This is a genomic window from Gordonibacter sp. Marseille-P4307 (assembly GCF_900604965.1).
Classification (GTDB): domain Bacteria; phylum Actinomycetota; class Coriobacteriia; order Coriobacteriales; family Eggerthellaceae; genus Berryella.
Window position 1 is genome coordinate 372,568 of record NZ_UWPD01000001.1, and the last position, 22,887, is coordinate 395,454.

At 61.6% G+C, this 22,887-nt stretch carries 16 protein-coding genes and 1 pseudogene; 5 read left to right on the top strand and 12 right to left on the bottom strand.

Annotation, left to right across the window (positions count from 1 at the left end):
- Positions 1-22: 22 nt before the first annotated feature.
- The 5 genes from EIH26_RS01715 to rplM all read right to left on the bottom strand — a co-directional run bounded on the left by EIH26_RS01715 (position 23) and on the right by rplM (position 5,687).
- Positions 23-1,081, bottom strand: coding sequence for a ribonucleotide-diphosphate reductase subunit beta (locus tag EIH26_RS01715; RefSeq protein WP_124060481.1), 1,059 nt, complete (start codon positions 1,079-1,081; stop codon positions 23-25).
- Between the two features lie 51 nt (positions 1,082-1,132).
- Positions 1,133-3,652: a ribonucleoside-diphosphate reductase subunit alpha gene (locus tag EIH26_RS01720; protein ID WP_124060482.1), complete on the bottom strand. Its 2,520-nt coding sequence runs from the start codon at positions 3,650-3,652 to the stop codon at positions 1,133-1,135.
- A gap of 176 nt (positions 3,653-3,828) precedes the next feature.
- Positions 3,829-4,515, bottom strand: a complete 687-nt coding sequence (locus EIH26_RS01725) for a cytochrome c3 family protein (RefSeq protein ID WP_124060483.1) — start codon at positions 4,513-4,515, stop codon at positions 3,829-3,831.
- Between the two features lie 342 nt (positions 4,516-4,857).
- Positions 4,858-5,250: a 30S ribosomal protein S9 gene (gene rpsI, locus EIH26_RS01730; RefSeq protein WP_124060484.1), complete on the bottom strand. Its 393-nt coding sequence runs from the start codon at positions 5,248-5,250 to the stop codon at positions 4,858-4,860.
- 2 nt (positions 5,251-5,252) lie between these two features.
- The gene (gene rplM, locus EIH26_RS01735) at positions 5,253-5,687 is read right to left on the bottom strand and encodes a 50S ribosomal protein L13 (protein ID WP_039687963.1); all 435 of its coding nucleotides are present in this window, start codon (positions 5,685-5,687) and stop codon (positions 5,253-5,255) included.
- A gap of 397 nt (positions 5,688-6,084) precedes the next feature.
- Here rplM and metA point away from each other — a divergent pair.
- Positions 6,085-6,987: pseudogene (gene metA, locus EIH26_RS01740) on the top strand (homoserine O-succinyltransferase); the annotation flags it as partial.
- A gap of 222 nt (positions 6,988-7,209) precedes the next feature.
- On the opposite strand, the gene EIH26_RS01745 reads toward metA, so the two are convergent.
- The 5 genes from EIH26_RS01745 to EIH26_RS01765 form a co-directional block, all read right to left on the bottom strand.
- The gene (locus tag EIH26_RS01745; protein WP_124060486.1) at positions 7,210-7,878 is read right to left on the bottom strand and encodes an HAD family phosphatase; all 669 of its coding nucleotides are present in this window, start codon (positions 7,876-7,878) and stop codon (positions 7,210-7,212) included.
- 2 nt (positions 7,879-7,880) lie between these two features.
- Complete coding sequence (locus EIH26_RS01750) at positions 7,881-9,164, bottom strand: homoserine dehydrogenase (protein ID WP_124060487.1); 1,284 nt, start codon at positions 9,162-9,164, stop codon at positions 7,881-7,883.
- Between the two features lie 75 nt (positions 9,165-9,239).
- Complete coding sequence (lysA, locus tag EIH26_RS01755; RefSeq protein WP_124060488.1) at positions 9,240-10,595, bottom strand: diaminopimelate decarboxylase; 1,356 nt, start codon at positions 10,593-10,595, stop codon at positions 9,240-9,242.
- 152 nt (positions 10,596-10,747) lie between these two features.
- Positions 10,748-12,334, bottom strand: a complete 1,587-nt coding sequence (nhaA, locus tag EIH26_RS01760; protein ID WP_124060489.1) for a Na+/H+ antiporter NhaA — start codon at positions 12,332-12,334, stop codon at positions 10,748-10,750.
- 80 nt (positions 12,335-12,414) lie between these two features.
- Positions 12,415-13,734, bottom strand: coding sequence for a glutamate-cysteine ligase family protein (locus tag EIH26_RS01765; protein ID WP_124060490.1), 1,320 nt, complete (start codon positions 13,732-13,734; stop codon positions 12,415-12,417).
- Between the two features lie 232 nt (positions 13,735-13,966).
- Here EIH26_RS01765 and EIH26_RS01770 point away from each other — a divergent pair, with 232 nt between their 5' ends.
- The 4 genes from EIH26_RS01770 (at position 13,967) to EIH26_RS01785 (ending at position 20,738) form a co-directional block, all read left to right on the top strand.
- Entirely contained in the window at positions 13,967-14,401 is a 435-nt protein-coding gene (locus tag EIH26_RS01770; RefSeq protein WP_124060491.1) for a hypothetical protein, read from the top strand.
- Between the two features lie 163 nt (positions 14,402-14,564).
- Positions 14,565-16,505, top strand: a complete 1,941-nt coding sequence (gene yidC, locus EIH26_RS01775; protein ID WP_124060492.1) for a membrane protein insertase YidC — start codon at positions 14,565-14,567, stop codon at positions 16,503-16,505.
- Positions 16,498-18,603 carry a sulfatase-like hydrolase/transferase gene (locus EIH26_RS01780; protein WP_124060493.1) on the top strand — a complete coding sequence of 702 codons (2,106 nt, stop codon included), beginning with the start codon at positions 16,498-16,500 and terminating at the stop codon, positions 18,601-18,603. Before yidC ends, EIH26_RS01780 begins: the two co-directional genes overlap by 8 nt.
- 2 nt (positions 18,604-18,605) lie before the next feature.
- On the top strand, positions 18,606-20,738 hold the full coding sequence (locus EIH26_RS01785) for a sulfatase-like hydrolase/transferase (RefSeq protein WP_241152819.1): 2,133 nt from the start codon (positions 18,606-18,608) through the stop codon (positions 20,736-20,738).
- 141 nt (positions 20,739-20,879) lie between these two features.
- Here the strand turns inward: EIH26_RS01785 and EIH26_RS01790 are convergent, their stop codons facing one another.
- A complete protein-coding gene (locus EIH26_RS01790) occupies positions 20,880-21,776 on the bottom strand; it encodes an acetamidase/formamidase family protein (RefSeq protein ID WP_124060495.1) in 897 nt (298 codons plus the stop codon).
- 58 nt (positions 21,777-21,834) lie between these two features.
- A complete protein-coding gene (locus tag EIH26_RS01795; RefSeq protein WP_124060496.1) occupies positions 21,835-22,869 on the bottom strand; it encodes a low specificity L-threonine aldolase in 1,035 nt (344 codons plus the stop codon).
- Between the last annotated feature and the right edge of the window lie 18 nt (positions 22,870-22,887).

Consider the following 22,887-nt stretch of genomic DNA (forward strand, 5'->3'; position numbering starts at 1 on the left):
GAGCGGCGCGCCTCATTCTGTCCTACAGATCGTCCACCAACGCGGTCGATTTCGCATATGCGGTCGAGCGAGCCTCGAAGAAATCGGTCTTCACCATGTTGGCGTTCGAGTACTGCCCCACCCATTCCATATCGGCGGGCTCTTCCCTGCAATCGTCGAACAACATACCGAAACCGATCTGGCTCCAGCGCAGATTTCCCAGATAGCGCACGTAACGCTTGATCATGTCGGTGGTCAGGCCGCCTATGTCGTCGCCGATAACGTACGTCCCCCAGGCGATTTCCTGGTTCACGCCCTCGATCAGCATCTCGCGCAGATCGGCCACCATCGCCTCGTCGAATAGCTGCGGCTCTTCAACCTGAAGTTCGGTAAGGATGTTGCGGAACAGCCACAGGTGCGTGTTCTCGTCGCGGTTGATGTAGCGAATCTCCTGCGCGCTTCCGGGCATCTTGCCGTTGCGGGCCAGATTGTAGAAGAACATGAACCCCGAGTAGAAGTAGATGCCCTCCAAAATATAGTTGGCCATGCACACGCGCAGAAGCGCGCGTGGGCTGCGATCAGCCAGAAACTCGTTGTACAGATCGCCGATAAAGGTGTTGCGCGCAAGAAGATGCCGGTCGTCGCGCCATTGGTACAGGATCTCGTTGCGCTTTTCGGGGCTGCAGATGGTATCGAGCATGTACGAGTAGCTTTGCGAATGCACGCACTCCTGAAAGGTCTGGATGTGCAGGCACAGGTTCACCTCGTTGGCCGTCACGTACTCCGATACGTTGGGCAGGTTCGCCGACTGGAGCGAGTCCAAAAACACCAGAAACGACAGGATCTTGTCGTAGGCGACTCGTTCGGCTTGCGAGAGCCTTGGGTAGTCCTTGATATCCTGGGCGAGGTTGATCTCCTCGGGAATCCAGAAGTTGTTCATGGCCTGCCGGTACCAATCAGACACCCACGGGTACTTCAAGTTGTTGAAGTCGTTCAGGTTGGTGGTGTTGCCCCCGATCATGCGGCGAGCCCGCACCTCGGTATCGCCGTCGGGGTTGAACAGGGGGGTTCGTTTCAGCTGGTCGTCAGCACCAAGCGTCATGGTCATCCTTTCTCGGAAAGTCCGCAATCGTCGCTTCGCCCGTGCTCCGCCCTACGCAGAGCAGCTTTCGCATTCCTCGACTTCAAGCGACTTCGACCGCACGTAGTACACGGTTTTCACTCCGGCCTCCCATGCGCTTGCGTACAGGTCGAACACCTGGCGCATGGTGAACTCGTTGGTAATGTAGAGGTTCATCGACTGGGCCTGATCGATATGGCGCTGGCGCACGCCGGCTGCACGAATCGACCACGTCTGATCGATGAGGTGGGCGGGCTTGTAATACCAATGCGTTTCCACAGACAGCTCGGGAGCGATGCGCGGCAGCATCATGCCCTTCTTCTCTTCCAGGAAGAAGCGACGCATGATGGGGTCGAGTCCTGCCGAGGTTCCCGCTAGAATCGACGTCGAGCTGGTGGGCGCCACCGCCAGCAGATAGGCGTTGCGCATACCCTGGCGCGCGACTTTGCCGCGCACCTCTTCCCACGCATCGCCCGCATACCCGCGCTTGTCGAAATAGGCGCCGGTTTCCCAGTCGGAGCCCTCGAAGCACTCGTAACTTCCGCGCTCGGCGGCCAGGTCGCTGGACGCCTCGATGGAAAAGCGGTTGATGCGCTCGAACACCTCGTCGGCAAACCGCAGATGATCGTCGCTTTCCCAGCGAATCTTGCGCTTAGCCAGCATGTGATGGTATCCGCTCACGCCCAGACCCACCGAGCGATAGCGACGATTGGTTACGCGCGCATACGGCAACGCGTAGAAGTTCAGGTCGATCACGTTGTCCAAAGCGCGCACCGCCGTGCGCGTGAGCTCGCGCAGCTCGTCGTCGTCTTCAACCGCAATGCGGCCCAGCGACAAGCTGGCCAGGTTGCATACTACGAAATCACCGGGACGAACCGTGGTGACCACCACCGTATCGCCCTGTTCGGTAACCACCTCGCGCGACACCGTCTCCATCGCCGAAGTGTTCTGGGCGATCTCGGTGCACAGGTTCGAGCAGTAGATCACGCCGGCATGCGGGTTGGGGTTGGCGCGGTTCACCGTGTCGCGCATAAACGCGAAGGGCGCGCCCGTCTCGACCGCGGATTTGATGACCAGCCTCACCACATCCCGCACCGTCATCGTGCGCTTGGAGATGCGCGGATCGGCAACGCAGTCACGATAGCGGCGCTCCCATTCGTCGCCGAAGCAGTCTTCCAACGCATAGCCCTTCACCACAAGGATCTCGTGCGGATCCATAAGGTGCCATTCCTGGGACATGTCCTGTTTGGCCAGCTTCCAGAACAGGTCGGGGTAGCACACGGCCGGAAACACGTCGTGCGCCTTCATGCGCTCGTCGCCGTTGTTCGTGCGGATCTGCAGAAACTCGGGCAGATCGCGATGCCAGGCATCCAGATACAGCGCGACGGCCCCCGAGCGCATGCCCAGCTGATCGACGGCGACGGCCGTGTCGTTAATCACGCGGATCCAGCGGATCACGCCGCCCGCAGCCCCCTTGAAGCCGCGGATCGAACCGCCCGTCGCACGCACTTTCCCCAGATACATGCCCATGCCCCCGCCGAACTTCGACACCTGGGCGAAATTGTCCACCGAGCGGTAGATGCCCTCCAGCGAGTCGGGCACGGTGTCGATGAAGCAGCTCGACAGCTGGTGATGCGGTTTGCGCGCATTGGAGAGCGTGGGGGTGGCCATCGTCACCTTCAGCCCGCTCAGCATGGCGTAAAAGCGCTCGACCCATTCCATGCGCACCGCTCGATCTTCGCGCATGGCCAGATGAAGCGCCACCCCCAGAAACATTTCCTGGGGCGTTTCGACCGCCTCCCCTTCATGGGTGCGGATGACGTAGCGACGCAGCATAAGGTCGAGGCCCGCATAGTCGAACAGCCCGTCGCGCTCATCGTCGATGAACCCGGCGGCTTGGTCGATCTCGGCTCTCGTATAGCTCTCCAAAATGTAGGAACCGTACAGGCCCAGATCGGTGAGCATGCGCACCTTGTCATAGAAGCTTGCGACCCCGCGTCGGCCCATCTCGCAGGCGATCTTCCTATGGAAGGAAAACGCCAGCACGCGTGCGGCGATGCAGCTCCACAGCGGCGACTCCTGGGCGGTCAGCTCGACCGCGGCGCGGATCAGGGCATCGAGACGCTGCTGGACGCCCATGTCGAACTTGACGAAGCCCTGGAAGCGAGCCAGCCACACAGACACGCCGTATACTTCGTCGGCGAAATCGCGCTGGACCGATGCGAGCACCGAATCGAGTTCGGGCGCGCCCGCCAATCGAACGATCTCCTCGCGATCGCGGCGCAGGGCGCTGCGGCGGGAGCGGTACAGGATGTACGCTTTCGCCTGGGCGAAATGCCCCTCGCCCATAAGCGCTTCCTCTACCAGGTCCTGAATCTGTTCGACCGTGGCGGCAGGGGACTCCTCCATGCGGCGCTCGACCAAACCCAGCATCCGCTCAAGATCGGCTGCGGACACGGAGGCGGATGTGGCCGCGAACGATTTCTCCATCGCCGACACGATCTTGGAGGCGTCGTATTGCTCGAGCGCGCCGCTTCTCTTCACTATCTGCATCGGTAAACTCCTGACGATTCGCAATATATCTAGCGGTTAACGATGTCAGAAGATACCAGATATAGTGATCTCCTCCCAAATCGACAGGCGACTGACAACTTGGGAGCCCTCCGCGCACAGAAAGAGGCCGGACCGTTGCGGGTCCGGCCTCTCGAAACTCCTGCAAGCAACGGGGCTTACTTTGTGCCCATCATCTTCTTGTAGTCCTTGGAGCTCATCCAACCGTCGGGAATGACGGAATCGTTATGGCAGTTGGAGCAGTAGTTCACCGAAACCGTGTGGCCATGGTGGCATTCGGTGCATGCCACGTCGCCGTGGGGCATGGAGTGCGGGTTGCGCTTGGCGTCGATGGACGCAGTGGACTGAACGAACGCGCTTTTCTCCTGCAAGTCGGAGTGGCATCCGCTGTTGATGCAGAACTGGGTGCTGTCCTGAAGGCCTCGAGCGGCAACGAGGTCATCAAGCGAATGGGCCTCGAGCGGGTACTCGTAGTTGCCGGAAACCCAGGAGGCAGCCTCGGAAACCTGCTCGCCGATGGTGGGAACGTGGCAGCCCATGCACTGCATGCCGGCCCCGTGCTGGACGGCATTGCCCGCTTCATCGTAGTTCGCATGAGCATACGCCAGCATGCCGTTCGGATTGGAAACCTCGTTGCCCATACGGTCGGTCGTACCGTTGGCCCACGTGTCGTAGTACTCGTCCATCGGCGTGTGGCAGATGGCCGCGCAGAAGCCGGCGGTATTGTGCCACTGCCAGAACCCGATACCCAAGGCAACCACCACCACGGCTACGACGCCCAGGATCACCAAGCGGTTCTTCTTCGGTTTTTTGGGTGCGGGCTTAACGTTGTTGTTCTCGTCCATTATCAACTCCCTTGTCTGATCGAGACCTTTTTTCCAGGCGGCGCCCTCTACGCCGCCTGCACCCGATTCGGATGCAACGGGAACCTGCGGCTCTCAACCAATCGAGCCTTCCCATCGACCGTAGATTATGCCCCCAAACACCCGCTTTGAGTATCACCACAAAGGGGGGATTTTCTACATTTCCGAAGGAAAAGGCGGTTTAGAAGTGGGTTATTCGCATAACCGTGCGATTTTTCACGAAAAAACGCGGGCGGAAGAACCCGTCTCGCCGCCCGCTCTTCCGCAAAAAAAGCCCGCCGGAAACCGACGGGCTTTTCGTATCTGCAATACGTTCCAGCGAGTTTAGCGCTTCGAGAACTGCGGACGCTTGCGGGCCTTCTTCAGACCGTACTTCTTGCGCTCGACCATACGGGAGTCGCGCGTGAGGAAGCCGGCTTTCTTCAGCTCGGGGCGATACTCGCCAGCACCCAACAGGGCGCGGGAGATGCCGTGGCGCAGAGCGCCGGCCTGACCGGAGACGCCGCCGCCGTTCAGAAGGGCGACCACATCGAAATGGCCTTCGGTGTCGGTCACCTTGAAGGGGGCAACCGCGAAGTCCACCAGAGCCTGACGACCGAAGTAGTCAAGGGCCTCGCGACCGTTGACGGTCACCTTGCCCGTGCCGGGAACCAGGCGAACGCGAGCCGTGGCGTTCTTCCTACGGCCGGTGCCGTAATACAAAGCTTCATTTGCCATGACTAGCCCTCCATCTTAAACTCGCGAGGCTGCTGGGCCGCATGGGGATGCTCGGGGCCAGCGTACACCTTGAGCTTCTTACCCATCGCGCGACCAAGCGTGTTCTTGGGGAGCATGCCCTTGACGGCGTGCTCGAGAACGCGCTCGGGATGCTTGGCGATGGCCTCGTTGAAGGACTCGGACTTGAGTCCGCCGGGATAACCGCTGTGGCGATAGTAGCGCTTGTCGGTGGCCTTGTTGCCGGTCACGCGAATCTTCTCGGCGTTGATGATGACCACGAAGTCACCGGTGTCAACGTGAGGAGTGTACTGAGGCTTGTTCTTGCCGCGCAGAATCTTAGCCGCTTCAACAGCGACGCGACCCAAGATCTGATCTTCAGCGTCGATCAAGACCCAGTTGCGCTCAACCTCAAGGGGCTTTGCGTAGTACGTCTTCACTTCTATTCCTCCAAATACCTGTTTGAAATTCGCTGCAACGTCCGTTGCGGTGAACCTCTCCCGCTTGCGCGGGGCGTTGGTTTTCAAAAGTGCAAGGCCCGCGGACGCCGGTTTCCTACGCCGACACGCCTGCCCTGGCCTGGACAACCAAAAGCGGTGGCGCCTCCGCTGCTCTTGCTTCACGGGGCTTTTGAAAGCAAACGAATGCATTGTACTAGGCGGGTATGCGCCGCGTCAACGAACAGAGGGCGCTTGATCGGGGATTCTTCACGAAAAGATATCTCTGAAAAGTTCACGTGTTCCGAATATCAACGCATAGGAACGAGGGGTCTGGCACCTGCATCCGTTTTCGCCTGCGTTATCATAGCTACGAGCAAACCGAGCCGAAAGGGGCCGCATGCCCATCAGAATCCCCGACGCCCTGCCCGCAAAAGAGACGCTTGAGGGCGAGAATATTTTCGTGATGACCGAGCACCGCGCCGTTCACCAGGATATTCGTCCGCTGAAGGTGCTGCTGCTGAACCTGATGCCCACCAAGATCACCACCGAGACGCAGATCATGCGCAAGCTCTCCAACACCCCCCTGCAGATCGAGGTTCAGCTGCTGCAAACCGTCAGCCACCAATCGAAGAACACCTCGAAAGACCACCTCGAAACCTTCTACCGAACCTTCGATCAGGTGAAAGACGAACGGTACGACGGGCTGATCATCACCGGCGCGCCCGTTGAGCGCCTTGACTTCGAAGAGGTGGACTACTGGCCCGAGCTGTGCGGCATCATGGAATGGAGCCGCACCCACGTCCATTCGACCTTCCATATATGCTGGGGAGCCCAGGCGGGCATCTACTACCATCACGGGGTGCGCAAGCGCGATCTGCCCAAGAAAATGTTCGGGGCCTTCGAGCACCGCCTGGTGAAACCCTCCTCTCCCCTGGTTCGGGGGTTCGACGACCACTTCATGGCGCCGCACTCGCGCCATACCGAGGTCCTTGCCTCCGAGATCGAAGCCAACGGAAACCTCGAACTGGTATCCGTGTCCGACGAAGCCGGCGTCTACATCGCGAAAAGCGTGGATAATCGGCAGTTCTTCGTGTTCGGCCATCCCGAATACGACGACGACACGCTGAAGGCGGAGTACGACCGAGACCGAAAGGCGGGCATGAACCCTGCGCCGCCCAGGCACTACTACCCCGACGACGACCCAACCCGAACGCCGACGTCCACCTGGCGCGCCCATGCCCAGCTTCTCTACACCAATTGGCTGAACTATTACGTGTACCAGACCACACCCTACGATCTGAGCAAAGCAGGCGCGCAGGAGGCGACCGAAGATGCGACGACGGGACGCCCGAACAGCGGCCCGGCCCCGAAAAGCACTGAAAGCTCTCCCTCTATACGCGCCGCAAACGAAGACGACGACGGGTACGACCCGTACTCCGACCGCCGCAGCGAGGCGCCTCTGTTCGAGCGCGACCCCTGGCGTTAGCCCCGCGGCGCCAGCGCACACAGGATCTGCGGCGGCCTATAGGGCGAAACGCCGGAGATCAAGCCCAAGGAAGTCTGGAATCACAAGGTCGGATACTGCGGCAAGCTCGGATTCGGTCGAGCATGAAGGCGAGCTGTACACGCCCACGCAGCGCACCCCCGAAGCCGCCATGCTCTCAAGCGCGTAGGCGGAGTCGTCGAAACCCCAGGTGCATTGCGGCTCTACGCCCATGATCTCGCAGCATCGACGGAAAATGAACGGATCGCGCTTAGTGCCCTCCACGTCGTCCACCGAGACGATCGCATCCAGAAACGGGGAGAATCCGACGCGTTCCAGCCCCGCTTCAAGGAACGAACGCGGGCTGGACGACGCCACGGTGATGCGTGCGCCCCGTTCGCTCAAGCGGCGCACGAACGCCAGCGCCCCGGGACGTCCCTCGGCGCGCTGGCGATAGAAATCCAGCATGAACGCATCGATCCGGGCCGCAACGGCCGCGCCGCTTGCTCCGATGCCGAAGCCCTGATGGAAGAACTCGCCCGCCTCGGGAAGCGTGAGGGTGTTCAGCCGGTCGCGCTGCTCTTTGGACAGGACGACTCCCGCCGCCCGCGCAACCGAGGCCTCGGCATCGAGCCACGCCCCGATCGAATCGATGAGCGTCCCGTCGCAGTCGAAGATGAAGCCCACATGCGACAGATCGGGTTCCATGCTTAATCCTCGACGCGGATGATGGAAGGTTCGGAGTGCAGCACGTCGTCCAGCGAGGCGATCTTATCGACCACGGCGCGGATGTCGCGCTCGCGCGCCACATGGGTCACGTATACCACCTCGACGGTACCGGCCTCTTTCTGGCCTCGCTGAACCACCGAGTAGATGCTCACGCCGAAATCGGCGAAGATCCCCGCCATCGACGCCAGCACGCCCGGGCGGTCGGCAACCGGGAAGCGGATGTAGTATTTCGTCTCCAGATCGTCCATGGGAACGATGGGCAGGCTATCGGTGCAGGTGCAACCCACAAACGAGGTCACGCCCATCTCGATGTGGCGCGCCACCTCCAACACGTCGCCCATGACGGCGCTTGCAGCGGGGCCCGCGCCCGCCCCTTCGCCGAAAAACATCGTCTCGCCCACGGCGTCGCCCACCACATAGATCGCGTTGTACACGCCGTTCACCTTGGCCATCTGGTGGGAAAGGGGGATCATCGTGGGATGGACGCGCACATCCACGCCCTCGTCCGTGCGATGGCCGATGGCCATCAGCTTCACGCAGTACCCCATGTCGCGGGCCGTCTGCAGATCGGTGGTGGTGATGTTGCGGATACCCTCGGTATGAACATCGTCCAAACTCACACGCGAATTGAACGCGATGGAAGACAGGATGGCAATCTTGGCCGCAGCGTCGAAGCCATCCACGTCGGCCGACGGATCGGCTTCGGCGAAACCACGGGCCTGGGCGTCTGCCAGCGCCTCTTCGTAGCTTGCACCCTCTTCATCCATGCGGGTGAGCATGTAGTTCGTCGTGCCGTTGACGATGCCCATAACCTTGTCGATGCGATTGGCGATAAGGGAGTGCTTCAGCGGGTCGATGATGGGAATGCCGCCGCCGACGCTGGCCTCGAATGCGATTTCAACCCCGTGCTGTTTGGCAAGCTCGAACACCTCTTCGCCCGCCGTGGCCATCAGCGCCTTGTTGGCGGTGACTACCGCCTTGCCGTTGCGCAGCGCCTCGCACACCGCATCGCGGGCCGCCGTGGTCCCACCGATAAGCTCGATCACCAGATCGACGTTCGGGTCGGTTACCACCTCGCGGTAGTCGGACGTGAACACGTCGCCGTAACCGAACGACCGGGCGACCTCCGGTTCGCGCGAGCATACGCGCGCAACCTCGAGATCGACCCCGTAGTGGCGGCGGAACTCGTCTTTGTGGTTGCGAAGGATGTCGAGGCACCCTCCGCCCACCGTGCCGGTTCCGATCAGGCCGAGTCTTACCGTCATGGCTGTTCCTTTCGTTTCCCTCCATGCCTGCGGCCATCCCGAAAGGGACGCAGCGCCGAGGCGGATCCTTGCGTCTTACAGGTCGCGGCTCATGATGTCGGCATAGGTTTCGCGACGCGTCACCACGCGCGCCTCGCCGTCTTTCACGAACACGATCGCGGGGCGGGGCTGACCGTTGTAGTTCGATGCCATGCTAGAGCAATACGCCCCCGTACCGAACACGGCAACGATATCTTCCAGATCGGGGGTCTGAATGGGCATGTCAACAACCACCGCATCGCCACTTTCGCAGTGCTTTCCGCACAGCGTGACGATCTCGGTGCGGGGCTGGGACGCCTTGTTCGCAATCACCGGCTCGTACGAAGCGCGATACAGCGCGGTGCGGATATTGTCCGACATGCCCCCGTCGATGGCCACGTACTTGCGAACCCCCGGCAGCGTCTTGAGGATGCCCACCGTGTACAGGGTGAGCCCGGCGGTAGCCACCAGGCTGCGACCCGGCTCCACCAGCAGGCGCGGCGGGGCGACGCCCAGCTCGGCGCAGTACCTCTTCACCGATTCCGCCGTGATTCGGGCGAAATCCTCGATAGTCGAGGGTCGATCTTCGGCGGTGTAGGCAACGCCCAGGCCGCCTCCCAGGTCGAGTTCGGCCACCTCGAGGCCGTACGCCTCCTTCACGCGCGCGATGAACCTGATCATAACCTGGGCAGCCTCGCCGAATGAATGAAGGGCGAAGATCTGCGAGCCGATGTGGCAGTGAAAACCCACCAGATCGAGGTTGGGCATGCCCATAACGTCTTTCACGCACGCGAACGCGAAATCGTCCAGCATGGTGAAGCCGAACTTGGAGTCCTCGCACCCGGTGCGGATGTACTCGTGCGTATCGGCCTCGACGCCCGGCGTGATGCGCATGTAGATGCGCTGGGTGCGCCCCAGCTCTCCTGCGATCTGGGAGATGCGCGCCGCCTCGATGCGGCTGTCGACCACAATGACGCCCACCCCGGCCGAAACGGCCTCGCGCAGCTCTTGGGGTGTCTTATTGTTGCCGTGCACGTGCACGCGTTCCAGGGGAAAGCCCGCGGCGATGGCCACGGCAAGCTCGCCTCCGCCGGACACGTCCAACTCCATCCCCTCTTCGGCGGCGATGCGCACGACCTCTTTGTTCATAAAGGCCTTGCCGGCATACAGAACCCCCGAGTCGGGATACGCCTGCGCGAACGCCTTGCGATAGCGCGACATGCGCGAACGCAGATCGGCCTCGTCGTAGACGTACAGCGCCGTTCCCTGCGTGCGCGCCAGCTCGACCATATCGACGCCGCCGACGAACAGGTGGTCGCCGCGCACCTCGGCCGTAAGCGGAAGAACCGCCCCTAAATCCATCGTAGTGCGGTTGTCGGGCTGCTTTGAGCGATCGGATGCGGGAAGCGACATGCCACTCTACCCCTTCTGCATTGAGCCGGTTTCGGCTGATTCCGGATATTCCGAATATATTACCAAGAACCGCCGTTTCCCTTGCAGGTACCGAGGGCTTCCGCACAACGGATATCCGATGTTAACCGATCGGAAATATCAACGGCAACGCGCTAGCGCCCGCCGAACTTCTGGTCTTCGCCCAGCTCGACCACGACCTCGGTCACGCCGCGCGGGCTGTTTTTCTGCGCCTCCTCGATCTCCTGGCGGGCAAGGGGGCTGTCAATGCGGTCAAGCAGCTCTTTGCTGCGCTCGGCCGCTTCGGCGCCCGCCGTCTGGCGAACCGTGCAAGCGGGGTTGGTGGTAAGGTACGCGATACCGCGGCGCTGTTCGACCTTGGCCTTGGCAGCGAGGAAGGTGAAGCCCACCACCCCGGCGGTTGCGGAGGCCAAAAGGATGGCCAGCTTCGCGTTGACCACATGACCGGCATCCGGGAACGCCAGGTTCGCAACGAAGATGGCCATGGTGAAGCCCACGCCCCCCAGAAGGCCGGCGCCCGCCATGTGGATCCAGCCGGTGTTTTCGGGCAGCTTTGAGACGCCCAGTTTGACGACGACGAAGCTGGACAGCAGGATGCCCAGGGGCTTCCCAACCAGAAGGCCGAGGAACACACCGAAGAACACGGGGTTGTCCACCAGCTCCATCACGCCGCTGCCCAGCAGGGAAACGTCTGCGTTCGTAAGGGCGAACAGCGGCAGGATGCCGAAGTACACCCATGGATACAGCTTGTGCTCGAGCCGCGTGGCCGGCGGAACCACCTGGCGCGCGACGTGGCTGAGGTTGCTGACCGTCTCGATGTACTCCCCCTGCGCCGACACGTGCACGTCGGGGTTGTACGATTCGCCCGCCCGCTTCGCCTCGTACGCGCTCCATCCGATGAACTGGCGCAGGTTGATGCGCGAACCGGCGGGAATGGTGAACGCCAGAAGCACGCCGGCGATGGTGGAATGCACGCCCGACATGAACACGCAGTACCACAGAACCACGCCCACCAAAAGGTACGGAAGCAGCGAGTACACGTGCATGCGGTTCATAGCCACCAGCACCAGCACCACCGCAACCACGCACGCCAGCCACACAAACGATGGGGAGTGCCCGTAGAACATTGCGATCACGATGATCGCGATGATGTCGTCGGCAACCGCAAGCGTGCTGAGGAACACGCGCACGCCGTTGGGCACGCGGTTGCCCAGAAGCGACAGAACGCCCAGCGCGAACGCGATATCGGTTGCGGTAGGAATGCCCCAGCCGTGCTGGGTGTCGGGGAAACCCCCGTTGAACGCCGCGTAGATGGCGATGGGGGCCAGCACGCCGCCGAACGCCGCGATGATGGGCAGCAGCGCCTGGCGAAAGTTGGTGAGATCGCCGGCGGTCATCTCGTATTTGATCTCCAGGCCCACCAGCAGGAAGAACACCGCCATGAAGATGTCGTTGATGATATGGGCAAGCGACATGCCCGCATACCGATCGCCCACTACGAACCCGACCTCGGTGTTCCAGAACCCCAGGAAATCGCCGTACAGACCGGTATTCGCCACGGCAAGCGCGACCACGGCGGCCAGCAACATGAGGGCGGAGGCCTTCGTCGACGAATACGTGAACGTCATGAATTTCTGAAAGCGGTCCTGGTTGTTCTGCACCTCGTCGATGTAGATGCTCTTATGCCACGTCTGCGGCTCTTTCTGTGCTTTATCGGACATGGGATCAGTCCTCTACCGGTTGTGCGCGGGACTCCTTGAAAAGCGCCCACCGCGGGTTTTCACATCGAAGTAGAGAAACTTTAGCACACGGGCGCGTCCGCCAGCGTGAGGCGGTTACCCGTCATGGCCCGAAGCGGCTCGAGATAGGGTGCCTCGTCGATGTCGGCCGTCGCAATTGCAAGGTTCACCAGCAGATCCACCCAGAATTCGACCGAACGCCCGTACACGCGGGCGGCGTAGCCCCGCTCCATAAGCGACCGCTTGGCGTCGCGCACGTCCCGCTCGTCAAGACCCGCCAGCAGCTCATCGAGGGCGACGAGGTTGCGCTCGCCGTAGAATAGGTTTTTCACCAGGGTGATATAGGCCAGGCTGAAGTCGAACGGCATGGCGTCGGCCGGGCGGATCTCGATGAAGCTCTTCAGACGGACGTCGGGCCACACCATGGAAAGCGCATGCTCGACTTCCGCGTCGGTCATCACGCGATCGGCATACACCTCGTAAAACGTCTTGTCGCCCACGTACTCCCACGATCCGCGCCCGTCGGGCACCAGAATGGCCCCGCGGCTCAAAACGTAGTCTGCGTAGCGCTCGAACGAGAAGCCGGGCGACAGGGACCCCGGCACCGTCCCCACGCGATCTTGGCGCATACCGCTCCAGATTCCCGTGCGCACCATCTTGCGTGTACGTGGCCGAGCCTCGTAGACCGGGGAGTTATCACACATAAGGGCCAGGATGGGCGAGATCAGCTGGGCCACCCTGAACTTCAGCATGGCGTCGGCCTCGTCCGCGAAGTCGATGGACACCTGCAAAGACGCCGAGCCGCGCATCATGGTGATGCCCGCGTAGGCCTCGTTTCCCAGGAAGCGGTTCATGCTGTCGTAGCGGAACTTGGGAATGAGCTCGAGATCGGACGCCTTGGCGCTGGGGTTATAGCCCACCATGGGCGCGAACAACCCCAGTTCTTCCAACGCAGGATCGAGCGCTTCGCGAAATGCCAGGTAGGATGCTTCGGCGTCGCCCACGCTCTCGAAGGGGCCGGCCGACACCTCGATCTGGGCGGCAGGTTCGAGCGAAACGTATTCGCTGCCGCGCGCCAGCCCCACCAGATCGTCGCCGTCGTATACCTCGCGCTCGTAGCGGGGGCTCATGCGGCGCAGCACCGCGCGCACGCCGTTTTCCTCGGCATACGACACCGGCCCTTCGGTATCTTTATGCAAGATGACGTGCTCCAGCTCGTAACCGAACATGCGGCTTTGCTTGGCGCCCGCCTGGAAGAAATCGACCAGCCTGCGCCGGTTCGCCTCGCGATAGTTCCCGCCAGCCGCCCGATCGCCGGATTCAGCCTCGAATTCCATCTTCAACCTCGATCCGTTGTCGAGATCCTTCGTCTCGTCCGACACATGGCAACGATATCCCTACCGTTTCGACGCATTGTACACAACCTTATGGGGCTTCACCCTAACCTGCATGACATCTCCCCCGATCACACGCAAGGTGTAAGGTAAACGACAACTTTGGAGAAATCGAGACCGCGATTTACGTCGCTTCGCCTGAGCGCCTATACTCGCATCAGCTCGAATATCGATGAGGCGGGACACCCCCGCCGAACCCCTGCAACGAAAGAAGACCCTCATGGTTTCTCGCCGAGCCCTTATCGGAATATCGGCCCTCGTATGGCTTTGGGCCGGATACAACGTCTTGCGCATCGGCGTGGCCGCGTACGGTCCGTTCGTCGAACCTGCAACCTTCGCCCTTACCGCTGCGGTGTTCGCCCCCTTCTTCGTCATGTTCCAGAAGCTGGCCCGCGAGAACCGCGTGCGCATTTCGAACATGCCGACGGAGAAGAACAACCCCTTCACATTCTTCACCGTTCGGTCCTACGTCATCATCGCGCTCATGATGACGCTGGGCCTCGTGCTGCGCGGCATCCCGGCCGTCCCTCGGTTCTTCATCGCGTTTTTCTACGTGGGGCTGGGATCCGCTCTGTTCCTTGCGGGCGCCAGCTACGTGCTGTACCTCGTCCGATTCGATCGCTACGCCGAGGCCGACACGCACGCGGCCTGCTAGAGATGTTCAATTTCTATAACTTTTCTTTCTAAATGAACTTGCGTTCCTGTTGATTTAAGCCTGCAATCTGGGCAAACTCTCGCCATTCCCCAACGAATTGCTATAATGTTCGACCGCTGCATACGCATGGGCGCACCGCGCCCTCGAACCGCAAAGGGGAACCATGTTCGCACCCATTGCCGACCTTTTGGCACTGATCGTTCAACCGTGCTACGACCTCACGGGAAACTGGTGGATCGCCATCCTGCTGTTCACCGTCATCATCAAGATCATCCTCATCCCGATGTCGCTGTGGTGCCAGAAGAACAGCATCGTCATGGTCGACGTCATGCCGGAGATCAACCGCATCAAGGTGCGCTACTTCGGCGACAGCGAAACCATCGGCGAAAAGCAAAGCGAGCTGTTCAAGCAAAAGCACTACCATCCGCTGCTCAGCCTCGTGCCCTTGGCTGTTCAGATCATCATCCTGTTCGGCCTCGTCGACGTCATCCACTCCATCACCGACCACGGCGCCCCCGGAACCGAGTTCTTGGGAATGGTGCCCGTAACCGACGGGGGACTGTCCTGGATCATGCCCGTTTTGGCGGGGCTGTCCGCCGTGATCATGGGCTACGCGCAAAACCGCATCAACCCGCTGCAGAAAGAGCAGTCGAGGGCCGAGAAGAACATGACCAACGGCCTGTCCATCGGGCTGTCGCTGGTGCTGGGCGTGTTCGTGGCCGCCGGCATGTGCTTCTACTGGATCTGCTCGAACCTCACCTCCATCGCCATCCAGGCGCTCATGAACATCATGATCAAGCCCGAGAAGTACATCGACTACGACGACTTGGCGGCCAGCCGCGTCCAGCTGGACGAGCTAAGCAAGCTCGACAGCAACACGTCGAAGTGGTACCAGAGGAACCCCCTCGCCAAGCGCGAGAAGGCCGACTACAAGCGCTTCTTCAACGTGGTGAACAAGCACATCGTGTTCTACTCCGAGGGCAGCGGCTTCTACAAGTACTTCAAGGGAGCCATCGAGCACCTGCTGGCCCATTCCGACTGCGTCATCCACTACGTGACCAACGATCCGAACGACCAGGTCTTCGAGATCGCGAAAGAGCAGCCCCGCATCCGCCCCTACTACATCGCCCAGCAGCGCGCCATTACCCTCATGATGAAGATGGACGCCGATGTGGTGGTGTCTACCCTGGAGGATCTGGACAACTACTACATCAAGCGCTCCTACGTGCGCCACGACATCGAATACGTGTTCATGTTCCACCACATGACCTCCACCCACCTCACCCCCACCAAGGAGGCCTACGACCACTACGACACGCTGCTGTGCGTCGGACCGCACCAAAAGCAGGAGATCCGCCGCGCCGAAGAGCTGTACAGGCTGCCTGCGAAGAACCTGGTGGAGTGCGGCTACGACCTACTCGATGAGAACATCGCCTCGTATGCGCAGCTGGTCGAGGACCAGAAATCGGGTAAGCGTGCGAAAAACGAGCGCCCGGTGGTGCTGATCGCCCCGTCGTGGCAGGAAAGCAACCTGCTGGACCTGTGCTTCGACGACATGATGAAGTCCCTGCTGAACCGCGGATGGCGCATCATCGTGCGCCCCCATCCCGAATACACCAAGCGCTACCACGCTCGCTGGGAGGCCCTGCAGAAGCGCTACGCCCACGTTGACGAGGCCGACCTCTACTTCGAGCGCGACTTCTCGTCCAACAACACCATCTTCACCTCCGATCTCATCATCACGGACTGGTCATCGGTGTTCTGCGAATTCTCCTTCTCCACGCTCAAGCCCACCGTGTTCATCGATACGCCCATGAAGGTAGGGAACAAAGACTACGAAGAGCTGGGCATCGAACCCACCGACATCACCTTGAGAAACGAGGTGGGCGTATCGTTCGACCCCGAAAAGCTGGAGGGTTTGGGCGACGCCGTGGCCGACATGATCGAGAACGCCGATCGGTGGAGCGAGACCATCCGTGCAGTGCGCGACGAAACCATCTACAACGTGGGCGGCGGGCGCGAAGCCGCAGGCGAGTACCTGTTGGAAGCCATCCTCTCCCATCAGCGGCAGCGCGCCGACAAGGAGGCTGAAAACGATGAGTAGACGCCTCGCGCTGACCGCATTCGACGCCGCCGGCATCGCGCTGACCGCCTTCGTTCTCTCGTTCGCCTTCGTCCAGCCCGCCTGGGCCTACGTCGATCCGTCGGTCATGACCTATACCATCCAGGCGCTTGCCGGCGTGGCGGTGGCGCTTTCCACCGTCATGGGCGTGCTCATGAGGCGCACCCGCAAAAAGCTGCTGAAGTCCCTGAACATCGATGAGAACCGCAACAAGGAGGTCGAAGCGGACGTCAGCCGCATCGACCCGGAAACCGGCAAAGCCATCGTGTCGGACTGCGCAGATCCGAAAGAGCGCCGCTCCCGCAAACGATCGGACGCCCCCGGCAAGGGATACGCCCCCCGGTGGACCACGCGCCTTGTTTTGGCGCTCCTCGTGTCGCTGTTCTCGGTGGGCACGCTGTTCATCGTCGCGCCGCTTGAAATCGTGGCCGCCTCCAAGGGCAGCCTCACCTACGGGCTGACCGATGTCTGGCAGCCGGTCGTCCTCAGCGCCTTGGCGCTTACGTGCGCCCTTACCGTGCTGCTCACCGTGCTGCGCGGACGGGCGTTCAACCTGGTCCTCATGGTGGCCTTCTCGCTCGGGCTGGCCTGCTGGGTGCAGGCGATGTTCCTCAACCACGGCCTGCCCGCCGCAAACGGCGGCACCGTGAAGTGGACCGACTATAAAACCATCGGCTGCATCTCGGCGGCTGCATGGGTGCTTATCGCGACCGTCCCGTTTGCGCTCAGCTCCCTCAAGCGCCAGGCTACCCAGTTCGTCTGCGGGGCCCTGTGCGCCGCGCTTATCGTGGTGCAGGCCGTGGCGGTGGGAAGCCTGTTCGCGCCCGAGTCCATCCAGAGGGCATCGCTCACCGGCGACGGAGACAGCTCCGATCTGTCCGACTACCTTATGAGCGAAGAGGGCCTGTTCGACGTTTCGTCGAAGCACAACGTGGTGTTCTTCGTCTTGGACACCTACGACACTCAGTTCGCCAAGGACTCGCTGGCGAAAGATCCCGCCATGTTCAACGAGCTTTCGGGGTTCACCTGGTTCGACAACTCAGTGGGCTCGATGATCCCCACGCGCTACGGCAACGTGTTCCTGCTGACAGGCACCATGCCGCAAGAAGGGCAGCGCTGGGGCGACTTTTTGGCCGTGCGCTACCAGAACAGCAGCTACCTGGGCGACATCCAAGACCTCGGGTACTCCATCGGCATCTACTCCGACACCCTGGGCGAGCAGCACCTCAGCGCCGAAGACACCAAGCGCCTCATCTACGACCGCACCGTCAACATCCGCCCCGTCACGGAATCGACGATGGACGTCAAGGGTTCGGTTATCGCGCTGGCCCAATGCGCGCTCTACCGCGATATGCCCTGGTTCGGGAAGCCCTTCTTCTGGTTCTACACCGACGAGATCAACCAGCGCATGAGCGATACGTCCGAAGCGAAGGGCCTTGCGTCCATCCCCTACGTCATGAACGATGCGAAATGGGGCAACGACGTGAACCGTCTGGGAGTCAAGGTAAACGACGCGAACTCCGGCGATGCCGGATCGTTCCGCTACATCCACATGACGGGAACACACTGGCCCTACAACGTCAACGAGCGGGGCGAGGACATCGGACTGTACAACGCCACGCTCGATCAGCAGACTCGCGGCATCACCAAAATCGTCAGCGACTACATCCGCAAGCTGAAGGAAAACGGCACCTACGACAACACCACCATCGTCATCACGGCCGATCACGGCGACTACTATCCCATCACCGGTCCTCTGGACAAGCCCACCAGCCCCATCGTGATGGTGAAGCCCGCCCAGTCGGCGGAACTGGACGCCCAGCCCATGAAGGTGAACCACGCGCCCATCTGGGCCGGAGACATCCTCCCTACGGTCATCGAGTCCATGGGAGGAGATGCGGGCAAATACGGTCCCACGCTGTTCGACATCCCGGAAAACCAACCGCGCGAGCGCTTCTACCTGGAAACCATCAACAACGACACCGGCGACGTGGCGGCGCTGCAGTACGCCGTCAACGGCGACGCCCTGGATATGAGTAGCTGGCAGCTTACCGGCAAAGAATGGAGGATCTGGGAGTGACGATGAACCGCCCGAACCCCCGCACCCGCGCGCGCCTGTGCGTGGTGGCCTTCGACCTTGCGGCCTGCATCCTTGCCGCACTGCCGCTGTCGCTGGCCTTCGTCCAGCCCGCCTGGGCCTACGTCGATCCGTCGGTCATGACCTACACCATCCAGGCGCTTGCCGGCGTGGCGGTGGCGCTGTCGGCCGTGGCGGGAGTAGCCATGCGCCGCACGCGCAAAGCGCTGTTCAAGGCGCTGAACATAGACACGAACCGCAACAAGGAGGTCGAGGCCGACGTTTGCCGCATCGATCCCGACACGGGACGACCCGTTAAGGACGAAGCGGCAGGCGCAGCCGTCCAGGCGCCCCGAAAAGCCGCCGGCAAACCCCGCGCGCACGGATACGCCCCCGGCTGGAAAACCCGCGTCCCCCTCGCCCTCGCCACGTCCGCCTTCTTCGTGTTCACCCTGTTCGTAGTGGCTCCGTACGAGATCGTCGCCGCAAGCGCCGGCAGCGTGTTCTTCTCTTTGAACGACGTTTGGCAGCCCATCGCGATAGCGGCGATAGCGCTCGTCGCCGCACTGGCATTCCTGATCTCCCTTCTGCGCGGGCGCGCCTTCAACCTGGCCCTTCTGCTGGTGTTCGGGATCGGTCTGAGCTGCTATGCGCAGGCTCTGTTCCTGAACGTGGGCCTTCCTCCCTCGGACGGCCACAGCATCACCTGGAACGACTACCGCAAGCCCATGGTTGTATCGGGCATCGTCTGGCTGGTTCTGGTTATAGGGCCGCTTCAGCTCAGCAAGGTGAACCGCCAGCGCACGCAACTGGGAGCGGCGGCGCTGTCGCTGGCCCTCGTCATCGTGCAGGGCGTCGGCGTAGGAAGCCTGTTCGCCAACGCCGATACGGCGGGAACGTCAAGCGGCAAGGCCATCGTAACCGAGCAGGGGCTCTACGACGTCTCCTCGAAGAGAAACGTGGTGGTGTTCGTCCTTGACACCTACGATACGCAGTTCCTGCAAAGCACGCTGCAGGCGGCGCCCGACCTGCTGGACGACTTCACGGGATTCACCTGGTACAGGGATTCGCTGGGCTCGATGATCCCCACGCGCTACGGCCTGTCGTTTTTGCTGCACGGCCAGTACCCCCAGGAAGACGAGGATTTCGGCACCTACCTGAACCAGCGCTACAAGCGCAGCCGCTTCCTGCAAGACGTTCAGAGCCTGAACTTCTCGACCGGCATCTACACCGACACGCTGGGCACGCAGTTCCTCTCCGATGAAGAGGCGAACTCGCTGGTGAACAGCAAAACCATCAACATCCATCCCGCATCCAACACCATCACCAGCTGGAACAGCACCCTTAGAGCGCTTGCGAAGTGCTCTCTGTATCGCGACCTGCCCTGGATGCTCAAGCCCTTCTTCTGGTTCTACACCGACGAGATCAACCAGGCCACCAATGCGGACAACCCCGACATCGACCCGGCGAACAAGCCCTACATCATGAACGACGCCGGCTACTACAACTCGCTGAAGCAGCGCGGCCTCGCCTTCCAGGAAAACGACGACCGATACGACGGAGCCTTCCGCTTCATCCACATGACGGGCACCCACTGGCCCTATAACCTGGACGAAAACGGCAACGACATCGGGCTGCACAACGCGAACCTCACCCAGCAGGCGCGCGGCTGCATGAAACCCGTCCAGCACTACATCAACCAGCTGAAGCAGATGGGGGTGTACGACGAAACCACCATCATCATCACGGCCGACCATGGCGACTGGTACCTCACCGAGAACCCCCTCGAGAAGGTGACCGTCCCCTACATGCTGGTGAAGCCCGCCCAGTCAGCCCAGTTGGACGCCCAGCCCTACAAGGTGTCGCAGGCCCCGATTGCAGCCGAAGACGTGCTGCCCACCTGCATCAAGTACATGGGCGGCGATCCTTCGGTCTATCCGGGCTATTCGATGGACGAAATCCCCGAACATCTCCAGCGCCCGCGCTTCTTCAATATGACGCTGGATCGCGACGCGAAAGACTACAAGATCATCCAGTACGAAGTGAACGGCGACTCGCTGGACTTCTCGAACTGGAAGCTCACGGGAGTGTCGTGGGACGTAGGCGAAGGGTCGAAAGCCAAGGGCGACCACGACTAACGACGGCAAACAGCGAACCGGCGGGCCCCGCAAGGACCCGCCGGCCGTCCCAAGCACCGCCGCAGCCATCGCAAGCCGACGGCGCCCGCTTCGGCGGCCGATGCGCTTTGCCAGTGCATCGGCCGCCTGCTTTTTATTCCCCTACAGCTTGAAACCCAAAGTGACCAGCACCTCTTTGGGCATCATGAAGCGCACGGTTTTCTGGGGGTCCACCATCTGACACACCTGCACATCGCCCTGAAGCGAGAACAGCATAGCCGCCTCGGCCTCGGTGGCTTTCGTGCGAGAGCACACCAGGTCAAGCATGTCGTGCACGGCGATGTCGGCCGCCGCATCCAGCGTGTCGGCCGAAGCGATGGTTCCGAAATGAGTCTCGTTCTCAATAAGCGGATTCGTCAGAGAAAGTTCGGGGAGCGCCGTCAGCGTGACGGTCGCGTGCCCTGCAGCCTCGGCGCCCGACACCCCTATCTCGCCGTCGCCCATACACGCATGCATGTCGCCGCATCCGAACAGCGCCCCGTCAACGGCCACGGGAAAGTACAGGGTCGCCCCGACGGTAACGGCCTTGTTATCCATGTTGCCGCCGTGCGACCCGGGAGTTCCGCAGTTTACGGGCGCGCCTGCAGGAGCGACTCCGATCACGCCGATCATGGGGTTCAAGGGAAGGCGCAGCTTATCGGAAAACACCAAGCTGTCGCCCTGAATCGTACCGAACATCGTGGACCAGTCGTCGAAGCGGTCGCCCAGAACGCCCTCGTCCTTGCCGGTGGCGGCAACCGCGCAGCCATCGAATTCGATGGCGTCGATATGCACCTTCAGCGCGCCTCCCGCCACAGCCCCGTTCACGTACACCGGGCCGGTGGCCGGATTGATGCGGTCCCAATCGATGGCATCAAGCGCATCAGCCTGACTTCTCACCTGGTCGCCGAAGCAATCGGATGTGCGTATACGCACCGTGTCCCCCGACTCCACCGTCAGCGCAGGCTCAAGATCCTTGTCGAACGCATACAGCATCCGCTCGTTACCCAACTCGATCATGCCGTCCTCCTTCATCGAAAGCGCCTCATGCGCATGCTCGCTATCGCATCGCCCCGCGCTACAGGGCCGCGATATCCTTTACCAACTGGTCTACCTCTTCGTCAGTAGTGGCCCACGACGTGCAGAACCGCACGCACACGCGGCCCTCGCCCGCAGCGCCCTCGGGCTCGAAGACATAGCGCTCGGCCAACCGCTCGGCCTGGCGGTCGGACAACACCACGAACTGCTGGTTCGTCTCGCTGGCAACTTGGAAGGGGATGCCCGCTGCCGCGAAGGCGTCGCGGATGCGCAGGCCCAGTTCGGTTGCATGGGCGGTTATGCTGAAGTACAACCCGTCCGAAAACAGCTCTTCGAACTGCGCCCCCAACAGCCAACCTTTCGCGAGCATGCCGCCTTGCTGCTTTATGTAGCTACGGAACCGAGGCGCCAACCCCTCGTGGGAAAACACGATGGCCTCCCCGAACAGCGCGCCGCATTTCGTGCCCCCGATGGTGAACACGTCGGCAGCCCGGGCGATATCCTGGATGGTGGCGTCGCACGCCGGAGAACCCAGCCCGTAGCCTAGCCGTGCTCCGTCGATGAACAGGTACCACCCGTGGCGATGGCAGGTATCGGCGATTTCTCGCAGATCGGCAGCCGAAAACAGCGCTCCGAACTCGTTGGGGAACGAAAGGTACGCCATCTTGGGCTCGACCACGTGCTCGGGAACCGGGCTGGTCTCGAACTCGACCGCATGCCGCTCGATATCGGCCGCCGTGATCTTGCCATCTTCAGCGGGCACGGCGATCACTTTGGTGCCGCCGAATTCGATAGCCCCGGTCTCGTGCACGTTGATATGCCCGTCAGACGCACTGAGCACCCCCTGGTACGGTGCCAAAAGCGAACGGATAACCAGGGCATTCGCCTGAGTTCCGCCCACCACGAAGTGCACATCGGCCGATGGGTTCCCGATAACACGCCTCATGATCTGACGCGCCCGATCGCAATGCTCGTCCAACCCGTAACCGGAGTGCGACTCGCCTGCCGTGCGGGCGACAGCCTCGATGACACAGGGATGGCCCGTTTGACTATAATCGTTGTTGAACCTGATCACACGTTCTCCTCCGCCTCG